The organism is Myxococcus sp. MH1 (genome assembly GCF_059738865.1).
This window is the reverse complement of the sequence record NZ_AP026947.1, coordinates 8,416,866-8,436,529: the sequence shown is the minus strand read 5'-3', so window position 1 is coordinate 8,436,529 and position 19,664 is coordinate 8,416,866. Positions and strand designations below refer to the sequence as shown.

The 19,664-nt window shown below is 70.6% G+C and carries 17 protein-coding genes and 1 pseudogene; 8 read left to right on the top strand and 10 right to left on the bottom strand.

The window, feature by feature from the left end; translation table 11 throughout:
- Nucleotides 1-2: 2 nt before the first annotated feature.
- Entirely contained in the window at nt 3-527 is a 525-nt protein-coding gene (locus tag AC6JA9_RS33195) for a tetratricopeptide repeat protein (protein WP_141332029.1), read from the top strand.
- A gap of 130 nt (nt 528-657) precedes the next feature.
- Here the strand turns inward: AC6JA9_RS33195 and AC6JA9_RS33190 are convergent, their stop codons facing one another.
- From AC6JA9_RS33190 to AC6JA9_RS33175, 4 genes are all read right to left on the bottom strand, one after another.
- Entirely contained in the window at nt 658-1,851 is a 1,194-nt protein-coding gene (locus tag AC6JA9_RS33190; RefSeq protein ID WP_426745308.1) for a M48 family metalloprotease, read from the bottom strand.
- Between the two features lie 74 nt (nt 1,852-1,925).
- A complete protein-coding gene (locus AC6JA9_RS33185) occupies nt 1,926-3,065 on the bottom strand; it encodes a tetratricopeptide repeat protein (protein ID WP_223748095.1) in 1,140 nt (379 codons plus the stop codon).
- A gap of 196 nt (nt 3,066-3,261) precedes the next feature.
- Nucleotides 3,262-4,374, bottom strand: a complete 1,113-nt coding sequence (locus AC6JA9_RS33180) for an ArsA family ATPase (protein ID WP_223781734.1) — start codon at nt 4,372-4,374, stop codon at nt 3,262-3,264.
- Entirely contained in the window at nt 4,371-5,285 is a 915-nt protein-coding gene (locus tag AC6JA9_RS33175) for an ArsA family ATPase (protein ID WP_223748097.1), read from the bottom strand. The genes AC6JA9_RS33180 and AC6JA9_RS33175 overlap by 4 nt, the downstream gene beginning before the upstream one ends.
- Nucleotides 5,286-5,450: 165 nt before the next feature.
- Here AC6JA9_RS33175 and AC6JA9_RS33170 point away from each other — a divergent pair, with 165 nt between their 5' ends.
- Both AC6JA9_RS33170 and AC6JA9_RS33165 read left to right on the top strand, forming a co-directional pair.
- Nucleotides 5,451-5,759, top strand: a complete 309-nt coding sequence (locus AC6JA9_RS33170) for a hypothetical protein (protein WP_141332524.1) — start codon at nt 5,451-5,453, stop codon at nt 5,757-5,759.
- Nucleotides 5,760-5,794: 35 nt separating this feature from the next.
- Nucleotides 5,795-6,598, top strand: a complete 804-nt coding sequence (locus AC6JA9_RS33165) for a ParA family protein (RefSeq protein ID WP_223748098.1) — start codon at nt 5,795-5,797, stop codon at nt 6,596-6,598.
- Between the two features lie 3 nt (nt 6,599-6,601).
- Here AC6JA9_RS33165 and AC6JA9_RS33160 read toward each other — a convergent pair whose 3' ends face one another.
- Complete coding sequence (locus tag AC6JA9_RS33160; RefSeq protein WP_141332526.1) at nt 6,602-7,261, bottom strand: polyhydroxyalkanoate synthesis regulator DNA-binding domain-containing protein; 660 nt, start codon at nt 7,259-7,261, stop codon at nt 6,602-6,604.
- Between the two features lie 165 nt (nt 7,262-7,426).
- Here AC6JA9_RS33160 and AC6JA9_RS33155 point away from each other — a divergent pair.
- From AC6JA9_RS33155 to AC6JA9_RS33145, 3 genes and pseudogenes are all read left to right on the top strand, one after another.
- A pseudogene (locus AC6JA9_RS33155) lies at nt 7,427-7,525 on the top strand (zinc-ribbon domain-containing protein); the annotation flags it as partial.
- Nucleotides 7,526-9,118: 1,593 nt separating this feature from the next.
- Nucleotides 9,119-10,213, top strand: coding sequence for a hypothetical protein (locus tag AC6JA9_RS33150; RefSeq protein ID WP_497960798.1), 1,095 nt, complete (start codon nt 9,119-9,121; stop codon nt 10,211-10,213).
- Nucleotides 10,214-10,219: 6 nt separating this feature from the next.
- Entirely contained in the window at nt 10,220-11,035 is an 816-nt protein-coding gene (locus AC6JA9_RS33145) for a hypothetical protein (RefSeq protein WP_426745309.1), read from the top strand.
- A gap of 109 nt (nt 11,036-11,144) precedes the next feature.
- Here AC6JA9_RS33145 and AC6JA9_RS33140 read toward each other — a convergent pair whose 3' ends face one another.
- On the bottom strand, nt 11,145-11,369 hold the full coding sequence (locus tag AC6JA9_RS33140; RefSeq protein ID WP_141329496.1) for a twin-arginine translocase TatA/TatE family subunit: 225 nt from the start codon (nt 11,367-11,369) through the stop codon (nt 11,145-11,147).
- Between the two features lie 113 nt (nt 11,370-11,482).
- Here AC6JA9_RS33140 and AC6JA9_RS33135 point away from each other — a divergent pair, with 113 nt between their 5' ends.
- A complete protein-coding gene (locus AC6JA9_RS33135; RefSeq protein WP_473571603.1) occupies nt 11,483-12,208 on the top strand; it encodes a glycerophosphodiester phosphodiesterase in 726 nt (241 codons plus the stop codon).
- A 9-nt stretch (nt 12,209-12,217) separates the two neighbouring features.
- On the opposite strand, the gene AC6JA9_RS33130 is transcribed toward AC6JA9_RS33135, so the two are convergent.
- The 3 genes from AC6JA9_RS33130 to AC6JA9_RS33120 all read right to left on the bottom strand — a co-directional run bounded on the left by AC6JA9_RS33130 (nt 12,218) and on the right by AC6JA9_RS33120 (nt 17,553).
- The gene (locus AC6JA9_RS33130; protein WP_223748102.1) at nt 12,218-13,105 is read right to left on the bottom strand and encodes a hypothetical protein; all 888 of its coding nucleotides are present in this window, start codon (nt 13,103-13,105) and stop codon (nt 12,218-12,220) included.
- Nucleotides 13,106-13,279: 174 nt separating this feature from the next.
- A complete protein-coding gene (locus AC6JA9_RS33125) occupies nt 13,280-16,519 on the bottom strand; it encodes an MXAN_5808 family serine peptidase (RefSeq protein WP_408889433.1) in 3,240 nt (1,079 codons plus the stop codon).
- A 218-nt stretch (nt 16,520-16,737) separates the two neighbouring features.
- Nucleotides 16,738-17,553: an EI24 domain-containing protein gene (locus AC6JA9_RS33120; protein WP_497958358.1), complete on the bottom strand. Its 816-nt coding sequence runs from the start codon at nt 17,551-17,553 to the stop codon at nt 16,738-16,740.
- Nucleotides 17,554-17,613: 60 nt separating this feature from the next.
- On the opposite strand from AC6JA9_RS33120, the gene AC6JA9_RS33115 reads away from it, so the two are divergent.
- Complete coding sequence (locus tag AC6JA9_RS33115) at nt 17,614-18,957, top strand: glutamate--cysteine ligase (protein ID WP_483578555.1); 1,344 nt, start codon at nt 17,614-17,616, stop codon at nt 18,955-18,957.
- A gap of 9 nt (nt 18,958-18,966) precedes the next feature.
- Here the strand turns inward: AC6JA9_RS33115 and AC6JA9_RS33110 are convergent, their stop codons facing one another.
- Nucleotides 18,967-19,590: an outer membrane beta-barrel protein gene (locus tag AC6JA9_RS33110; RefSeq protein ID WP_141329484.1), complete on the bottom strand. Its 624-nt coding sequence runs from the start codon at nt 19,588-19,590 to the stop codon at nt 18,967-18,969.
- Nucleotides 19,591-19,664: the final 74 nt, after the last annotated feature.

The following is a 19,664-nucleotide window of genomic DNA, read 5'->3' as shown; positions in this document are numbered from 1 at the left end:
CCATGGGCCGCGTCATCAAACACGAGGGAGTCGAGGGCATGCGGATGGAGACCGGGGCGGTGCACAGGATGCGGTCCTTCGCGCGGGGCGAGGCGACGTGGGCGGAGGTGGAGGGGATGACCTTCGAGGAGGCGAAGGCGATTGCGCAGGTGGGGTGTGACCTGGCGGCCGCGGGGCGGCTGGAGGAGGCGCGCATCCTCTTCGAGGGGTTGGTGGCCGGGAATCCTCGGGACGCGGGCGCTCACGCGGCGCTGGGCACCGTGTACCAGAAGCTCGGGCGGCTGGAGGAGGCCATCGCGGAGTTCAGCGCGGCGCTGGCGCGGGACGCGGGGCATCCGGTGGCGCTGGCGAACCGGGGGGAGCTGTACCTGCGCAAGGGGGAGCGGCAGGGCTTCACGGACCTGTCGAAGGCGGTGGAGGTGGACCCGCACGGTGAGACGGCGGCGGGGCGCAGGGCGCGGGCGCTGGTGAAGGCCATCACGTTGGTCGCGGTGGAGAAGCTCAAGCAGGACGCCCAGCAGCCGTAGCTGGGTGGCGTGGGGGGGAGGAAGTGCCGCTGGCGCTCGGGGGAGTGGCCCGGCGGCGGCTGTCGGCGGGTGGGCTCGGGTGGAGAGGGGAGGGGAAGGGGAGAGCCCACCTGCCGGCCGCTTTTTCACGTCAGGGCGCGGGCAGGTCGGCCAGGCGCTCGCCCACGGGGGGATGGCTCATGCCCTTGAGGACGACCCAGCGCGGAGGGTCGGGGTCCATCTTGTTGACGCGCGCGGCCTTCACCAGCATTCGGCGGAACGCGTCGACGTCGTGGGTGAGGTTGAGGGCGAAGCGGTCCGCCGCGCGCTCGCGCTCGCGGGAGAAGGCTCCGGCGATGGGCGCGCCCAGCAGCAGCACGAGCGACAGGAGCAGCGAGAGCAGCGGCAGGGTGCGGATGTCCGCGAAGCGCGAGGTGCCGAACCAGCTCCGCGCCGCCGCGACGCGCAGCATCCGGTCGATGGCGAAGAGGAGCGCGACGACAGCCAGGGAGGAGGCGATGCGGCCCGGCCACTTCTGCTCCTGGACATGGCCGGCCTCGTGGGCCACGGCCGCGAGCACCTCGTCCTCGGAGAGCTCCTGGAGGATGACGTCGTTGAGGACGATGGCGCGCGTGGGGCCCTGGCCCGCGAAGTACGCCTGGATGCGCCGCGAGGCCACGGAGGTCTTCTCCACCAGCACGTCGGAGAAGGTGATGTTTGCCTGGGCCATCAGCGCCGTCATCCGCGTGCGCAAAGGCCCCGGGGGCAGCGGCTCCTGCTCGAAGTAGAGCCGGCCCCGGTACGTGTCCAGCGCGGAGGAGACGAGCATCAGCAGGGCCACGGGCACGCCCAGCACCCACCACCAGTGGCGCGTGCGACGGGCCAGTCCATACAGGCCGATGACGAGCGCGGCGATGGCGAACCCGCCCAGCAGGTGTCCCTTGAGCATGTCCCGGGCGAAGGCGGCCGGGGTGTAGTTGGACATGCCGTGCTGGTGCTCCAGCGTGTACGCGAACCAGATGTCCACGGGGGCGTAGACCAGCTTCACGAACAGGTCCGTCATCAGCGCGAAGAGGACGGCCGCGCCCCAGCCGGACTCACCCCACAGCCGGTCCATGGCGCTGAAGAAGGCGCGGCTGACGGGCGCGGTGCGCAGGAAGCCGAAGCGGCGCTCCAGCCCCGCCGCGGCCGCCGTGGCCATGCGGAAGAAGGGCCGCACCAGCACGCCCAACATCAGCGCCAGCAGGGCGAACCGTGCGAAGGGGTTCACCGCCGCGCGGATGTAGTGGGGCAGGTGGTAGGCGTGAATCTCCGCGAGCTGCTCGGGCGTGAAGAGGGGCTCCATGGCAGGGCCCCAGGCTACGCCGCCCGGCCCGGGGCTGCCCAGTGGGGCGGCCTCCGGGCGACTTCAGCCGCGGCTCACGTGTGGGGCTCGTCCTTCGACGCGGGAGGCTCGGGAAGGGGCTCGCCCTCCGCGTCCGCCAGCAGCAGGGCCTTCACCTTGGCGAGGCTCTCGCGCGTGCGGTCCACGAAGCTGCTCTGCGAGCCGATGCGCTCGGCCGTCTCCAGGGTGCGCTCGTAGATGTTGATGGACTTGGTGAGCAGCACGCGAATCTTCTTTCGCAGCTCCTGCCGGTAGACGACGGCCTCTTCCGCGTTGAGCTCCGCGGGCGCGGGCGAGCTCACCATCTGCGCGTAGAGGTCCTCGTACATCGCGCCGATGCGCGAGCCCGACGCGGTGGCCCAGTAGCCGTTGCCCACGCGGATGGAGCGCAGGTAGTGGCCCTGCGAGGAGAGCAGCAGCTCCGCCTTGTAGTTGAGGTCCTCGGCCAGCTTGTCCGCGCCCTTGGAGGGGTCCAGCTTCACGTCCTCGTAGTCCAGCCGGTACAGCTCTCCCACGAAGAAGTGCGCCTGCGCGGGGAAGTAGTCGTCCACCTCGTCCTTGTCGGACAGGGCCTCGTAGGCGGACAGGGCCTTGCGCAGCGTGGCCTCGGCGGCGTCGGTGCGGCCCGCCTCCAGCTCACACACGCCCTGCTGCACGCGCGCCTCGATGCGGCGGTTGACCGGGATGTCCTCGCGCGCGGCGAGCGTGGACAAGAGGGCCACGGCCTCGTCGTAGCGCTCCAGGTGGTACTGCGTCTCCGCCACGCGGAAGGACGCGTCCAGCGCGTCTCCCTGGCCCGCCTTCGCGTCCGCCAGCTCGGAGAAGCGCAGCCACGCCTCCTCCCACTCCTTGAGGCGCTGGTGGGCGAGCCCCGCGTTGTAGAGCGCCGCGCGACGGTGCTGGCTCTTCGGGTGGAAGTCCACCAGCCGCCCGAAGAAGCGCGCCGCCTGCTTGAAGTCGTTGGCCGCGAAGGCGGACGTGCCCCCGGCGAAGAGCTCCTCGTCGTTGAGCTTGTCCAGCTCCAGGTCCGCGGTCACCGTCACCGCGTCGAACTCAATCTCCTGCTTCGCCGGGGCCACCTGGGCGGTGTCCGAGCTGCCCGCCGCGCCCGTCGTCCGACATCCGGCGACACCCAGGCCCAGCGCCAACACCCAGCCCCAGCGACTGACCGACATGTACGTTCGCTCGTTCCGCGTCACGGAATGCGTCCTCCTGGCCCTGCCGTCTCCGGACAACGCGCCGTGCCCTGGAGTTCCCACCGCCGAGGGTGGGCGCGCCCAGTTTAATGCGTCCGGGGCGCGCGCGCCGCCGTCCCGCCTGTCCGGCCCCCGGGCGGCTGCTGGCCGCGACGAGGGGTGAGCCCGGGCCCGCTCAGAAGGTGTCGTCTCCCAGCAGGTAGCGTCCGGTCTGCCACAGGCTGGTGATGTCGTGGACGTCCAGCCCGAAACGCGGCACCCGGATGAGGGGGATGCCCGGGCAGGCGGCCTGCAACTGGGCGATGCCCTTCTGGTCCTGCTCGGCCAGGACCTGGAGCTCGCGCAGCGTCTCCTCCACCTTGGCGCGGCGGGTGGGCGTCAGCGTGGCCGCGTCCGCCCACATGGCCTCGGTGGGCAGCGGGTGCACGCGGTTCACCACCAGGGACACCACCTCCATGCGGTGCTGCTTGAGGAGGCTGTTGAAGTGGATGGCCTCGTCCATGCGCTCGGGGTGGGGGCTGGTCACGAGCACGAAGCCCGTCGTCTTGTCCTCCAGGAGCGAGCGCACGCCGCGCGCCCGCTCGCGGAAGCCCTCGTTCATGCCCGACAGGGACAGCATGAAGCTGGAGAGCTCCTGGAGCATCTCCGTGCCGGTGAACTTGGACAGCGCGCGCAGCACGTAGCCGCTGCGGTTGAAGAGCGACAGGCCCAGCTTGCCCGCCTTCAGCGCGGGCGCCAGCAGCCACTTCGCCGCCTCGTTGTCCAGGAAGTCCAGCACGCGGTTGGGCGCGTCCAGGAAGTCCAGCGCGTGCGCGGTGGGTGGCGTGTCCAGCACGACGAGCTCGTACTCGCCCTTGCGGCGCAGCTCCCACACCTTCTCCATGGCGATGTATTCCTGGCTGCCCGCCAGGGCCGTGGAGAGCGACTGGTAGAAGCGATTGGCGAGGATGCGCTCGCGCTGCTCCGGAGGCGCGACGCGGGTGATGAGGTCATCCCACGTCTGCTTCATGTCCAGCATCATCGCGTACAGCGCCGCGCGCGGCGTGACGCCCAGCGGCTGCAGCGCGGAGGCCGGCACCTGCGTCTCCGCGTTGCCGAGCGCGGACAGGCCCAGCGAGTTGGCCAGCCGCTTCGCCGGGTCGATGGTGCACACCAGGCTCTGACGGCCCTCCACCGCCGCGCGCAGGGCCAGGGTGGCGGCCACCGTCGTCTTCCCGACACCGCCGGAGCCGACACAGATGAGGACGCGCTTGTTCGCGAGCGCGGGCGCGAGGGCCGTGGTGCTCACCGCTCCCCCATCACCAGTGTTTCGAGGTGACCCATGACCTGCTCGATGGCGTCCCGCCCGAAGGCGGGGAGGAACAGCCGGGGGATGTTGAACACCGGCGTGTGAAGGTTGCGCTCCAGCTTGGTGCCCGCGAGCACCGTCAGCGCCGCGCGGTCATGGTGCGCCTGGGCCACGTGGTGCAATTCGGGGTGGCCCGCCAGGGCCTCCAAATCGGCCTCCGTGAAGCGCTCGGGGATGGCCTGGTTGAGCACCGCCGCGTGCGTGCGGAGGTTCACCCGGTCCGTGAGCGCGGCGTGCAGCTCCAGCGCCTCGTTCACCGGCATCTCCTCCGGGAGCGCCACCAGGATGGCGGCCGTCACGGACGGGTCCACCAGCAGGTCGCGCATCTTCTGGGCCTCGCGCGACATGGGGCCCGGGGGCACCGTCTGCACGAGCACCTGGGGCACGCTCAGGAAGGAGATGGCGTGGCCGGTGGCGGGCGCGTCCAGGACGATGGTGTCGAAGCGCCAGCGCCCGTCCGGCAGCTTCTCCTGCAGGTGGTACATGATCTTCCCCAGCAGGACGAGCTCCTGCAGGGACGGCACGAAGCGCAGGAAGTAGCGCACCAGCTTGTTCTCGAAGACCGTCTTGTAGAGGGCCTCGAAGCGCAGGACCATCAGCCCGTACTCGCGCATGGCCTCCTGCGGGCGCACGTCCACGGCCCAGAGGTTCTCCTCCAACAGCTTCACCTCGGGGCCGGCGGGAGGGTGCTCGAGGAAGCGGCTGATGCGCTCCTGCGTGTTCACCTCGCACACCAGCGTCCGACGCCCCGCGCGCGCCGAGCGCAGGGCGAGCGCCGCGGCGACGGTGCTCTTGCCCACGCCGCCCTTGCCGGAGACCACCCACAACCGCTTGTCCAGGAGCCCTGCCATAAGCGAGCGGCGAACCGTAGGAATCGAGTCTCCAGGAGTCAACGCGTTTGGCCCGGGGTTGTTGCCTTGCTTGACACGTCGCGTTGCCCCCTCGCAGAGTGCGGCGTCTTTTTCCCGACGTCCCGACGGTGGGGTTCCACCGGGCGGGTGAAAACCAGGCGTCCCATGCTGAAGAACAACCCGGTGATGAAGAAGCTCGTGGAGACGGGCGAGGAGCGCGTCGGCAAGCTGGCGCAGCAGCTGCTCTCCAACGAGAAGTTCGTGGCGGCGGTGCAGACGCTGGTGTCGCGCTCGCTGTCGGCCAAGGGCACGCTGGACAGCGCGCTGCGCTCGGCGCTGTCGGCCATGAACCTGCCATCCACGGCGGACCTGGAGCAACTGCGCTCGAAGGTGGATGACCTGGAGCGGCTCTTGGCGTCGGTGGAGAGCAAGGTGGACACCCTGGTGGCGCAGAAGGCGCCGTCGAAGAAGTAAGCACCCGGACAGGTCCGGGGGAGCCCGAGGCCACCATGCGGCGCATCGCCTTCATCAACGAGAAGGGCGGCACCTGCAAGACGACGCTGGCGGTGAACACCGCCGCCTGGCTCGTCAGGGAGCGCGGCCTGCGCGTGCTGCTGGCGGACCTGGACACGCAGGGCCATGCGAGCAAGGCGCTCGGCCTGGACGTGCGCACGCTTCCTCGCAACGTCTTCCACCTGCTGACCGACGACACCGTCGCCCTGGCGGACGTGGTGCGGCCGTCGGCCGTGGCCGGCCTGGACGTGCTGCCCTCGTACAAGGAGATGGCGGACTTCCCGGTGGTGGTGGCGTCCCACGCGCGGCGCTCGCACCGGCTGGCGGACCGCCTGGAGGCGGCGAAGGACGCGGGCTACGACGCCGTCGTCTTCGACTCGCCGCCGTCCATGGGGCTCACCACGCGCAACATCCTGGTGGCCGCGACGGAGGTGGTGGTGCCGGTGGCGCTGACGTACCTGGCGCTGGATGGCTGCGCCGAGGTGGCGGACACGGTGCGGCAGGTGGGCGAGGCCGAGGGCCGCTCGGACCTGAGCGTCACCAAGGTGGTGCCCACGCTGTACCGCAAGACGGCGCTGGCCACGGCCATCCTGGAGCGGCTCAGGGCGTACTTCCCGGAGTCACTCGCCACGACGCCGCTGGGCTACGACGTGAAGGTGGACGAGGCCCAGAGCCACGGGAAGACCATCTTCGAGTACGCGCCCCGCAGCCGGGGCGCGCAGATGCTGGCGGCCATCGCCTCGGAGATTCACGGCGGGCCCGCTCCCCGGAAGCGGAAGCGGGCGGCGCCCAGGGCCTGACGGCTACTCGGACTTCTTGGACTGCTCGAGCTGCTCGAGCTTCTTCTCCAGCTCCTCGAGGCGCTGGGTGAGCGACTGCATGTCGCGGCCCAGGGCGGGGAGGTTGCCGGTGAGGTTCTCGACGACGTGCTTCACGCGCTCGTCGATCTTCTTCTGCCAGTCCTCGAAGGCACGCTGGCTGGCCTTGAGCAGGTCGGCGGGGGACAGGCCACCGGCAGGCAGGTTGGCGTCCGCGGCCTGCTGGGGCTCCTCGGGAGGAACCTCCAGGCCGGCCTTCACGGCCTCTTCGCGGCGCAGGAGCTTGTCGAGGCGGGACTCGGCCTCCTCGCGGATGGAGGCGACGCGAGGGCTGACCTCCTTCTGGATGAAGCCCGAGATGGACTCGCCGGGGTGGCGGATGATCTCCCGCAGCACCGACAGCGGCATCTGGTTCTTCTTCTTCTCCTCCTCGAAGATGATTTGCGCGAGGGTGACCGAGGTCAGGTCTTCTTTCGTGCGGTTGTCGACAATCCGCACCTCGGTGCCCTCCTTGATCATCGCGGCGATCTCATCGAGGGTGACGTACCGGCTCTCCACGGTGTCGTAGAGCTTCCGGTTCGTGTACCGCTTGATGATCTTCGGCTCCTTGCTGCTGGGAGCGCCTGCTTGCTCGGCCTCGCTCATCGGTTTCTCCGCCCCTTTTGGGCTCGACTCCAAGCCAGCTTCCATGCCTGAGTCTCGCAGGGGCGAACCTCGTACCAGAGGGGTTGGAGGCGAGCAAGCAGCGAGAACCCGTCTCGCCGGACCCGCCCGGTGCCTCTATACTCGTGCCTGCCCCAGGCCTGCTGAATGATCGTCAAGTGCGCGCGGTGCCAGACGCGGTTCAAGATCCCCGACGAGAAGGTGACCGAGAAGGGGGTCAAGGTCCGCTGCACCAAATGTCAGAACACGTTCCGCGTCACCCGTGAATCAGGCGGGGAGGATGCCGGTGCGTCCTCGCCTTCCTCGTCGGCCGGGCAGGCCGACCCCTTCGCCGCCTTCGGGGCCGCTGCCGACCCCAAAGGCGTTGAAATCACGCGGCCCGGCTTCTTCGCCCAGGGCGTCGCGGCGACGCGAACAGCCCCCGCGGGCCCCCCTGGGGGTGGCTCGTGGAACAGCATGGATGGGGACCTCGACACGGAGGACGGCGTCTTCCGCGAGCCCACCCGCGTGGGTCCCATCCCGCTGCCGCCGGCGCAGTCCTCGGGCCCTCCCGTGGCCGGGGCTCCTGGCGTCGCCGCGGTGCGCAACGCTGGCGCGGTTCCACTGCCCGGGGCCGCGCAGCCCGTTCGTCCGCCAGTCGACACTTCCTCGGGCTTGTACGGTGGCGCGGTGCCTCCGCCGGTCGATGAGGCCGCCGCATCGCGGCAATCGGGCCCCGTGCCCCTGCCCGGAATCGCGTCCCGGCAGCCTCCGGGAGTCGCTGCGCCTCGGGGGGCGCCAGCCCGCACCGCGCCGCCTCCGCCTCCCGCGGCGGGAAGCGCCGCGTCGCGAGGCGCGGACCCGTTCGCTGATTTCCTCGCCGCGCCCGCTGGGGCGGTGGGTGGGGCGGATCCGTTCGGTGCGTTGCCCGCGCCCGTGGGGCCTGGCGCGAAGCCTCCCGCGCCTCCGGTCGATGCGGATCCGTTCGCGTCCATCGACATCGATGACGCGCTGCCTGCGCCTCGGACCGCCGCTCCTCCCGCGGCCGAGGATGACCCGTTCGCGTCCATCGACATCGACGACACGACGATGTCGGCGCCGCCTCCGTTCGCTCCGGCGAGTGCTCCGGTGGCGGGGCAGACCGCTGCTCCTCGTGGCGTGACGGGGCAGCCGCCTCCTCGGGCTCCTCAGGCGGGGGTACCTGGCGCCCCGCGTGCTGGTGCGCCAGCGGCAGGGCGGCCCCCCGCGCATGGGGCGGCGGGTGCCTCGCCGTTCGCGGCGCCCGAGGATGCGACGCTTCCGGGGCGTCCTCCGGCTCCACCGTCGGATCCGTTCGCCTCGCTCGACCTGGATGTAACGCAGGCGGGTCGACCTCCGGCTTCTCCGGCGGACCCGTTCGCTTCGCTCGACCTGGGTGATGCGACGCAGGCGGGGCAGCCGCCGGACCCGTTCGCGGCCCTTGACTCGAGCGACGCGACGCAGTCGGGTCGTCCGCCTGCTGCTCCTGGTCGCGTGGATCCCTTCGCGGCCCTGGCTCCGAACGAAGCGACGCAGGCCGGTCGTCCGCCCCCGGCGCCCGCTCGCGCAGGAGGCGCGCCGCTCAATCCGAATGACGCTGCGCAGGCGGGACGTTCCCCCGCTGCGGCTGCTCGTGGAGGCGGCGCGCCGCTCAACTCGAGTGATGCGACGCAGGCCGGACGGCCTCCCGCCTCGGCTGCTCGCGGGGGAGCCGCGCCACTCAATCCGAATGATGCGACGCAGGCCGGGCAGCCTCCCGCCTCGGCTGTTCGTGGAGGCGGCGCGCCGCTCAACCCGCGCGATGCGACGCAGCCGAGCCGTCCACCTGCTGCTCCTGCTCCCGTGGACCCCTTCCTCGCCCCGAGCGACGCGACGCTCCCGGGGCGTCCTCCCTCGGCCGCGGACCCGTTTGCTTCCCTCGACCTGGGTGACGCGACACACCCTGGCCATTCGCCCACCGCCGCGTCACCGGGACATCCCCCTTCGTCGCCTCCCGGCGCGCAGGACCTGTTCGACCTGAACTCGGACGGTGGCGAGGCCTTCGGCGAGCACGCGGGACTCGAGGCCTCGGACACCGGGCGCGCGGCGCTGTTCGGTGACGTGTCACCAGGCGCTCTCGACCACGATGGCTCGCACGGCGGTTCGTTGGGCTCGCTCCTGGACGACGTGCCTCCCGTGGACGCGGGCCAGGGTGGAGGCGTCACCCTGGGACGCGTGGGGAGCGGGGTGGGGCAGCGCGAGGTGCTGGAGCTGGACCCGAGCATGTCCTCCGCGCCCGTGGTCTCCGTGGCCAAGCCCACGGCCCGGCCCGAGGACGTCGGAATCCCCCAGGCCCGCCCGCCCAGTCGCGCGCGCAAGGTGACGGCCCTGTTCGTCAACCTGGTGGTCGCCGCCGCCCTCGTGGTGGGTCTGGGCGCGCTGGGCTGGGTCTACCTGCACGAGGGCCGGGTGGACTTCTCCGTCCTCTCTCCCGAGCGCCTGCGCTCACTCGTCGTCCCCGCGCCCACGCCGCTGGTGGCTCTCGACGTGTCCAACGGCCTGTACGAGACGCAGTCCGGCAAGCCGCTCTTCTTCATCCGAGGGGACGCTGAGAACCGCACCGGCTCGGCGACGCACCTGCGCGTGCGCGGCGCCCTCTTCGATGGGAACCAGCGCGTGCGCTCCGTCGAGGGCCTCGCGGGCTCGGTGGCCACGCCCGAGGAACTCTTCGCGGTGAGCAACACCGAGTCGGCTCTGGCCCTGCGCCAGCGCATGGACGCCGCCGCCGTCTCCGTGGCCCCCGGCGCCAGGGCGCCCTTCCTGCTCGTCTTCCACGAGTACCCGGCCGCCCTCGATGGCTTCCGCCTCGAAGTCACGGTGGAGGCCGTCCCCGCGCCCGCCGCGGCCACTCCTCCCGCCGAGCCCACCGCGCCGGCCCAGGCCAAGCCCACGGAGTGAGCCGCCATGCCCTCGCTGGAGGAAGCTCGCAACGTCGCCCGATTCCTCCACGCGCTCGGTGGCGGTGCGTCGGTGCGTCGCAAGGCGGCCGCGAGGGAGCTGTCGCGCGGAGACCCGCTCGACGCGAATGAACTGGTAGGGCACCTCATCTCCCTGGCCCGTCAGGGCTGGGAGCCCGCCACCTGCGTGCTGTCCGACTTCATGGCCGCGCTCGCGCAGGAGGCCGAGCACATCCCCCACGTGGGTGCGCTGCGCAGGCTCGCGCATGTGCAGTCGCTCGACACCGTGGCGGACCTGTTCGCCCAGGGCCCCGCGAAGCGCGAGATGAACCCCGATGCCGCGGCGCGCGCGGACGCCAACGCCTTCTCGCAGTCGCTCGGGCACCTCAAGCAGCAGGCCCGGCTCACCCGGGACCCGGACACGCTGTCGCGCCTGGCCACGGTGAGCAACCCCTCCGTCCTGCGCAACGTCCTCATCAACCCCCGCCTCACCGAGGAGCTGGTGGTGCGCGTGGCCGCGCGCCGTCCCGCGCGTCCCGAGCCGCTGCTCGAAATCTGGAGGTCCCCGCGCTGGTCCGTGCGCCACGCGGTGCGCCGGGCGCTCGTCTTCAACCCGTACCTGCCTCCCGAGGTGGGCGCGAAAATCGTCCCGCTGCTCAACACGGGGGACCTGCGCGAGCTCATCTCGGACAACGCCGTGCACGCCTCGCTGCGCGAGCAGGCCTCCCGGCTCCTGGCCGAGGGCCCCGAGTCCCTCCGCCCCGCGAGCCCTCGCGCGACGGAAGTCCCCGGAACTCGCGTCGGGCACCACGGCCCGGACTGAATCGAGGAGCCTTCCGCTTCACGAGGCCCCGAGCGCCGGGAACCCACGTTGGACTCGACGGCGCGGGCCCGCGCGGACAGTCGAGAAGCAGCGGGGAGGGGCGGCCGACCTAGCGGCGGCGCGGGGCGTCCTGCTCGGTGTACTCGGCGTCGGTGGAGCCCCGACGTGAGGACGGCAGCGACTTGGCGTCGATGAGGTCCTCGCCCTTGGACGCCTTGCGGAACGAGTAGACGAACTTGCCCACCGCGTTGCCGAGCTGACCCATCCGGGCGGCCGAGAAGACCACCAGCAGGATGAAGCCGAGGACGATGAATTCTCCGAGGCCGAGGCCCATGATGAGGGCACAGTGCAGCAAAGGGGCGGGGGAGGCAAGCCGCGCGTCCAGCCGTGGACGCCTGCCCGCACTTCGGCTGCACGTGCCGGCCGCTTCCGTCGCACACTGCGCCCATGCTCCTGCTTGCCCACCGAGGCGCCTCCGCCGACGCCGCCGAGAACACCCTGGAAGCCTTCTCCGAGGCCGCCCGTCAGGGCGCCGACGGCGTGGAGCTGGACGCCATGGTGTGCGGCTCGGGGGAGGTCGTCGTCTGCCACGACGAGCGCCTGGAGCGCCTGGCCCGCCTGCCCTGGGAGGTGCGCACCACCCCCTGGTGGAAGCTCCAGAAGGCCGACGTGGGCTCTCCCCTCGGCTTCGCTCCGGCCCGCATTCCCCTGCTGGAGGAGGTGCTGCTGTCACTGCCCCCACAGTTCATCGTCAACATCGAGCTCAAGTGCGAGCGCTTCGATGACGACGGCCTGGCGCGCAAGGTGGCCCGGCTCGTGCGCGACCTGGACATGGCTGAGCGCGTGGTCATCTCCAGCTTCAACCCGCTGTGCCTCTTCCGGCTGCTCGACGTCGCGCCCGAGCTGCGCCGGGGCTACCTCATCGACCCGGACCGGCGCTGGGGCGTGCAGGCCTACGCGGTGAGCCCGCTGGTGTCCTCGCACTCGGTGCACCCGTACCACGTGGACTGCACGCCGGAGCGGGTGGCCACCTGGCGAGCCGCGGGGCTGCGCGTGGCTGCGTGGACCGTGGATGACGCCGCCCGCGCGAGCGAGCTCGAGCGCATGGGCGTCAGCTACCTCATCACCAACAGGCCGGGCGCGGTGCGCGAAGCCCTGCGCGCCGCGGCCTGAGGGCACCGCTCAGAAGTCCAGGCCCAGCGTGGTGCTGAACGCGAAGACACCCGGCAGGCCCCGGTCCTCGCTCGCGCCCGGGTCCTCGACGCTGCCCGTGCGGGTGATCGACAGCTCCGCGCCCAGCTGCAGCACGCCGCCGATGAAGCGCACGCCGCCGTAGAAGCGCTGGTTCACGTTGTCGCCGAAGGACACCTTCCGGTACGGCGCCGTACCCTCCAGCGCCGCGCGTGAGTCGTTCCCGGTGGAGTCCTCGTAGGAGCGGTTCGGCTGGAAGTCGATGCGGCTGCTGGTGGCGCCCACGAAGCCCAGGTCCAGACCGCCGTAGGGCGTCAGCGTCACCATGCCGCCCAGGGGGAACTGCTTGCCCACGCCCAGGTCCAGGCCCATCACCGTGAGGCTCAAGTCCCTGGTGCCGAACAGCTTGGTGACGTGGCCGCGCACGCCCACGTCCGGCAGCCACGTGAAGCCCTCGTTGACGGCCCACTTCACCTCGCCGGTGGCCACCACCTGGCTGCTCTTCTCCACCCAGCCCACGCGCCCCCCCAGCTCCAGCGAGAAGGGCAGGCCCTTGCGCACGTGGAAGGAGGGGATGAGCACCGTGGAGGGCTGCTCCGGGTTCTCGGTGGGGATGCGCACGCTGTCCGGAAGCGACACCACGGACAGCTCCGCGTTGATGGCCCAGGCCGAGTGCCCGGTCGTCTCCGGCGGCATCAGGTTCGCCGAGGTGATGGCGGCGCCCATGATGCGCGCGAAGGCCTGGAAGTCCGCGTTGGCGGAGGAGTTCGCCGTCGTCGGGTCCCCGAACTCGGAGATGCGCAGGTCGTTCTGGTCCGCGTACGCGGTCGCTCCCGAGACACACGCCGCCAGGGCGAGCCACCGACTGAACGTCCGCATTCGAGTCACCGCCTCCCGAGCACCCGCCGGCCGGGGGCGCCCCACGGCGTCGGACGCTAACGCCTGCTCGCGAGGAGCGTCAACAAAACGGGCGGCCCCTCCCGCCAGTCTCCGTGAGGAGGACTGGCGGAACGGACCGCCCGGAAGGCTGCGTCCGGCCCGTGGGCCGGAGGACTACTGCTGCCGAGGCTTCACCGTCCCGGCCGGCTGACCCGGAGCGGGCACCGTCTGGGCGACCTCCGCCGGACGGCGGCGGATGACCAGGGTGCGGCGGCTGGCGAAGTCGGTGCTCTCGCGCGCCACCACCAGCACGTTGTTGTTGCCCTCCTTGAGCGTGAACTCGGTGGAGAACTTCAGCGTGTTGGGCTCGCCCTTTGCCGGGTCCACGCCCTTGAAGAAGACCTTCTGGTCATTCACCAGCACGTAGACGTCCAACAGGCCGTTGGGGTCCGTCACCACGCCGGACAGGGTGAACTTCTCCCCGTTGGCCACCAGGCCGCCCGAGGACGGGTCCGCGTCCAGCTTGATGTCCGGCGGACGGCGCGTCGTCGTCCAGGCCATCTTGGGCGCCACGGGCTTGCCGGCCTTCACCTCGCGAGCATCCTGGGCGCGCACGAAGGCGAAGCGGTTCTTCTCCAGCTCCACGCGCAGGAAGCCCTTCGTCGAGGCCTCCACCGGCAGCACCGCGGCGGCGTTCAGCTTCGCCACCGGGCGGGCGTTCTCCACCGGCGAGCCGAACAGCTCCACCTTCTCCGCGATGCGCACCGAGCCCTTCTTGGGCTCCATCGTGGCCACCGCCGCGTCCTTCACCGGCAGCTCCATCTTCTCCATCACGAACTCCTCGAGGGGCTCGTCGATGATGGCCAGCTTCAGCGGGAAGGTGTCGCCCTTGTAGCCCTTCTTCACCTCCACCTGGAAGCGCGCGGACTTCGTCTCACCCGACTTCAGCTCGCCGAGTTTGAAGCGGCCCTTCTCGATGAAGATGTTCGCGTCGCCGCCGTTCTTGATCTGCGTGAACGAGTCCAGCGCCGTGCCCGGACCCACGTTCGTCACGTCCAGCAGCACCGCCACCGACTCACCGCGCTGCACCACGCCGTCGCCGTTGCAGGCGGCGCAGTCGTCGATGACCTGCCAGTTGAACGCGAAGGACGGACGCGGCAGCTCGGCGAAGTTCAGCTCCGACACGCGCGTCTCCGGCAGCGCGCCCTGGTCGTCGAAGAAGCGCACCGTCACGTCGTCGCGGCGGCTGGTCAGGTCCTTGGGCAGGCGCACCTTCACCTTCCAGGACTTCTTCTCGCCCGGGTTGAGCGCGCCGAAGATGAACTCGCGGCGGTCCAGGAACGCGTTGTCGCTCTCGGTCCAGGCGCGAACGCGCTTGAGCGGCTCGCCGCCCTTGTTCTCCGCCGTCACCACCATCTCCAGGAGCTCGCCGGCCATGATCTTCGCGTCCGGGGACGGCGTCAGCGTGCCGGTCAGCTGCACGTTCTTCGGCGTGGGACCGGCGCTCCAGTCCACCCCCAGCGCGGCGATGGCGTTGTTGATGCGCGTCTCCTCCTCGCGGCGCTTCTGCTCGATGAAGGACTTGCCCTGCTCCAGCATCTTCTGGCGGGTGGTGGCCGGCGCGCGCAGCACGTAGTCGCGCGCGAACTGCACCTCGAAGTCCTCCTTGATCTCATCCTGGGACTCCGCGTCGAGCTGGTCGTCCAGGTCCTCGCCCTGGCCCGCCACGTCGAGCAGCGGGTCGTTCTCGCCGTGGGGCTTCTTGTCCACCTTCTCGGTGGCGGCGGCCTTGGGCTTGGGCTCCTCCTTGGCGGCGGCGGCCAGCTTCTCCTGCTGCTTGGGGTCCACCTTCAGGTACTTGAGGCTCTCGCGCGGCTTCTCGCGGTCCAGCACGTCCTCGCGCTTCTTGGCGACGGTGGTGGAGTCCGGGTTGCCGAAGTGCTGGTCCAGGTCCGCCTCGCCCATGGAGCGGCGCGACGCGAACACGTCCACGCGCTCGTCGGTGACGCGGGTGGGCACCAGCTGGATGTCCGGGACGATGCCGACCTCCTGGATGGAGACGTCGCCGGGCGTCAGGTACTTCGCGATGGTCAGCTTCAGCGCGCTGTCGTCCGGGAAGTCGTACAGCACCTGCACGCTGCCCTTGCCGAACGTCTGCCGGCCGATGATGACGCCGCGGTTCAGGTTCTTGAGCGCACCCGCCACGATTTCGGACGCCGACGCGCTGCCCGCGTTCACCAGCACCGCGATGGGGTAGGCGTCCTCGCCCTCCGTGGGACGCGCGCGCTTCTCCTCGCGCAGCTTGTCCGACAGGCCCACCGTCGCGACGATGGTGCCGCTCGACAGGAACGTGTCCGACACCTGGATGGCCTGCTCCAGGAGCCCGCCCGGGTTGCCGCGCAAATCGAGCACCAGGCCCTTGAAGCCGCCCTTGGTGTCCGCCTGCTTGCGCAGCTCGCCCAGCGCCGCCTCCAGGTCGCGCGTGGTGTTGCCCTGGAAGTTCTTCAGCCGGATGTAGCCGACGTTCCCGGAGAGCATCTTGTGCTGCACGCTCTCGATGGAAATCATGGCGCGCGCCACCGTCATCACGCGCGGCTTCTCCCAGCCGTCGCGCTCCACGGTGATGGTGATGCGGCTGTCCACCGGGCCGCGCAGCTTGGACACGGCCTCGTTGAGGTCCATGTTGACGGTGGACTCCTCGCCAATCTTCTTGATGCGGTCATCCTTCTGGATGCCGGCGCGGTGCGCGGGCGTCTTGGGCAGCACCTTGACGACGGTGAGGTTGCCCTCGCGCATCTGGATGACGAAGCCCAGGCCGCCGAACTCGCCCTTGGTGGACAGCTTCATCTCCCGGTACAGCTCCGGGCGCAGCAGCACCGAGTGCGGATCCAGGGTGGACAGCATGCCGTTGACGGCCGCGTACTCGATGTCGCGCGTGTCCTCGATGGGGCGCATGTTCTTCGACAGGAAGTCGAAGACGTCCTTGAGCGCGAACGACATCTTCCACAGCGAGTCGACGTGCGCGATGTCGAACTCGCGCGACTTGCCGTTGACGTTGACCGCCAGCTTGCCCGTCTCCGGGTTGCCGTCCACCAGCACGTCCGGGACGCTCTTCTCCACGTACTCGAGCGAGGAGATCATCATCTCCTTCGGCTTGATGCGCTTGGGGTCGACGTAGTTCTCCTTCACGTAGAGGATGACCTTGGTCAGCACGCGAAGGCTGTTGAGGTCATGCGGCGCCTTCTCGCCCTTGGCGGAGGGCAGGCTGCCGTCCCAGGTGCCCTGCCCCTGCCCGGCCTCCGCCGCGCCCATCATCAGCGGTATCGGCGCGCGATGGCTGCCCACGAGGGCCCATGCTCCGAGGAGCACGGCTACGGCGGAGATGCGGCGGAGAAAACGCGGCATGTGATTCATCCAAGCTGGAGCACCGTGCGGCACTCCGGGGTGTGACGTGAAATGCCTAGAAAATCCGAACCCTTGAAACGGTAGCTGGGCATTGAAGCGGCCGGGCAAGCCTAATCACGGCTTTCTGGTGCTTCAAGGCGTCGACTCTCCGCTGAAGAGGCAGAACGTCCCTGGCGGGCACTGCGTTCCCGCCCTGCTGGCTCCGACAGCCGGTGGAGGCGTTTATTTCAGGGCAGCGCCCCCCGGCTGGCCCCGGGAGGGGGCGGCAGGAGGCCCGCCTTCAGGAACCCCCGGTAGAGGAGGGTGCCCGCGACGATGGCCACCGGGAGGAAGAACGTATTGAGGATCGGCACCCAGAGCAGGAGGTAGACGCCCGCCCCCAGGCCCAGGCAGAGGGCGCGGCGCTGGCGGAGCATCCGGCGCACCTCGGCGAAGGGGTACAGGTGGCGCGTCATGGGGGCGGCCAGGAACTCGCCCGCCATCCAGGTCATGGTCCACAGGGCCCCCAGCACCGTCCACAGCACGCTGCCCACCCCGGGGATGAGGTGCAGGGGCAGCAGGAGCGTCAGCCCGGCGACCAGGAAGAACAGCCGGGCCAGCGTATGGAGCAGGCCCGTGGTGATGCCCCGCACGAAGCCGGCCAGGGTGAAGGGCGGGCCGTCGTTTCCTCCACAGAGGGCCTCGGTGGCCTCCGACAGCGGGTCCTGCAGGGGCGCGAGCAGCAGGGGCGGGACGATGTTGGCGCCCACCACCCAGAGCACCAGCCCCGCGAGCACCAGCACCGTGTACCAGGCGCCTCGGCCGTACCAGGACTCGGGCTGGGTCCAGACGGAGCCCAGCGCCAGGGGGGCGTAGTGGTACAGGAGCCAAGCCAGGCCCACCAGGGCGATGGCGGTGACGACGGCGCACAGGGCGGACAGGACGAAGAGGTGGCGGGAGCGCAGGATGAGGCCCGCGGCTCGGCCGAGGAGCCCCAGCCCCTGGAAGAAATCGGACAGGCGCGGCTGGGGGGACACAGTGGGGATGGGAGAGGGAGGGCTCATGGCGGGCCAGTGCGCGAATCGACAGCGGGTCCGGAGGTCCCCGTTATATAGGGCGCGCCCATGTCACTCGACCTCAAGCGAGCCGCCTCCGAGCCCATCACCTCCGTCGACATGTTGGTGTCGGGATTTCGCGCCGCCGAGAAACCCCAGGGCGAGCTGCGCCTGGGGCTCGAGCACGAGAAGCTCCTCTACCCCGTGGGCTCGTCCGAGCCGGTCCCCTACGAGGGTGACTCCGGGGTGGGCGCGCTCCTGAACCGGCTGGCCCCCGACGGCTACGTCCCGTTCCGGGAGACGCCCGACTCCCCCGTCATCGCCCTGCAGCGCGAGCGCGGCGAGGCCACCATCTCCCTGGAGCCCGGCGGCCAGTTCGAGCTGTCCGGCAGCCCCTTCCACACCGCGCGCGAGGCGCACGCGGAGAACCTGGCCCACCTCAAGCAGGTGAAGGCGGCGGCGGGGGAATTGGGGCTGCGGCTCGTCACCCTGGGCTACCGGCCCACGGGGACCACGTTCACCCAGCCGTGGATGCCCAAGAGCCGCTACCTGGTGATGCGGCGCACCCTGCCGGAGCGCGGTCGGCTGGCGCTGAACATGATGTTGATGACCGCCACCGGACAGGTGTCGCTCGACTGGAAGGATGAGGCGGACTGTGTCCGCAAGACGGTGGTGGTGGCCCGGCTGTCCCCCATCATGAACGCGCTGTACGCCAACAGCCCGCTCGTGGACGGAAGGCCCTCCGGCTATCTGTCCTTCCGCAACCGCGTCTGGGATGAGGTGGACCCGACGCGCTGCGGCTACCTGCCGGCGTTCTTCGACGGCTCCTTCTCCTACCGGGCCTATGTGGAGTGGGCGTTGGACGCGCCGCTGCTCTTCCTGCGCCGTCAGGGGCAGTATCTGCACCCGAAGCTCACCTTCCGACAGTTGATGGAGCAGGGCTTCGAGGGCAAGCCGCCGGACCTGGCGGACTGGACGGACCACCTCTCCACGCTCTTCCCCGAGGTGCGGCTGAAGAAGGTCGTCGAGGTGCGTGGCGCGGACTGCGGCAATGCGGCGATGACGGGCGCGCTGGCGGCCCTGTGGCGCGGCATCCTGTACGACGCCACCGCGCTGGACGAGGCGGAGCGGCTGTTGCCCAAGCTCACGTACGTGGAGCACCTGGCCTTCCACGACACGGCCCGGCGCGAGGGCCTCGCGGGGCGGCTGGGCGCGCGCGAGCTGTACCGGCTCGCGGAGGAGATGGTGGGCATCGCCCGGCGGGGCCTGAATCGGCTGGACGCGGCGGATGCGCCGCTGTTGGAGCCGCTCGCGGAGGTCGCCGCGTCGAAGCGCTCGCCGGCGGCGGAGCTGCTCGAGGCGTGGGAGAAGGACCCACGCCCCGAGACGGTGCTCGCGCTGCGCACGGTGTGAGCGGACGGGCTAGAAGCGGCCGCCCAGGGTGAGGTTGGCGTTGAAGAGGCTGCCCTTGGCGGCGCTGGTGGTGCCGGGGCGGTCCACCATGTTCTCGCCGCCCAGCAGGCGGTAGGTGGCCCGGGCGCCCGCGAAGAGGACGCTGCCCAGGCGGTAGTCCACGCCGGCGGCGAGCGGGAGCTCGGTCATCCAGTCGCTGTCGTAGACGCCATCCGCGCCGTCGGAGGGGTCCACGTAGCTCAGGCCCACGCCGGCGCCGACGAAGGGCCGCCACTTCTCGTCGATGAGCGGGCCCGCCTTGGCCATCAGGCCCAGGTTGTTGCGCCACAGGCCCGCGTCCTCATCGTCGATGCGCCGCGAGTCGACGGGCATGCGCTGCAGCTCGTAGCCGACTTCGATTCCCACGTACTTCCAGGCCTGGGCGTCGGCGTTGATGCTGAAGAGGGGGCCCACGCCCACGTCTTCGCCCAGGTCCCCCGTGAAGCTGCCCAGGCCCAATCGCACGTCGAGGCCGACCTCGGGCTGCTGCCTCACGTCCAGGGCCCCCGCCACCTTCTGGGCCTCAATCGCGAACGCGGGGCTCGCCAGCGCCACGGTCGCCACGGCGACTCCTCCCACCATTGAACGTCGCATCGACTACCTCCTCGTAAATCCGGTCAGCGGAAAGCTGGGCATCCGTTGAGTCGGCTACAGAGAGAGGCCACTGG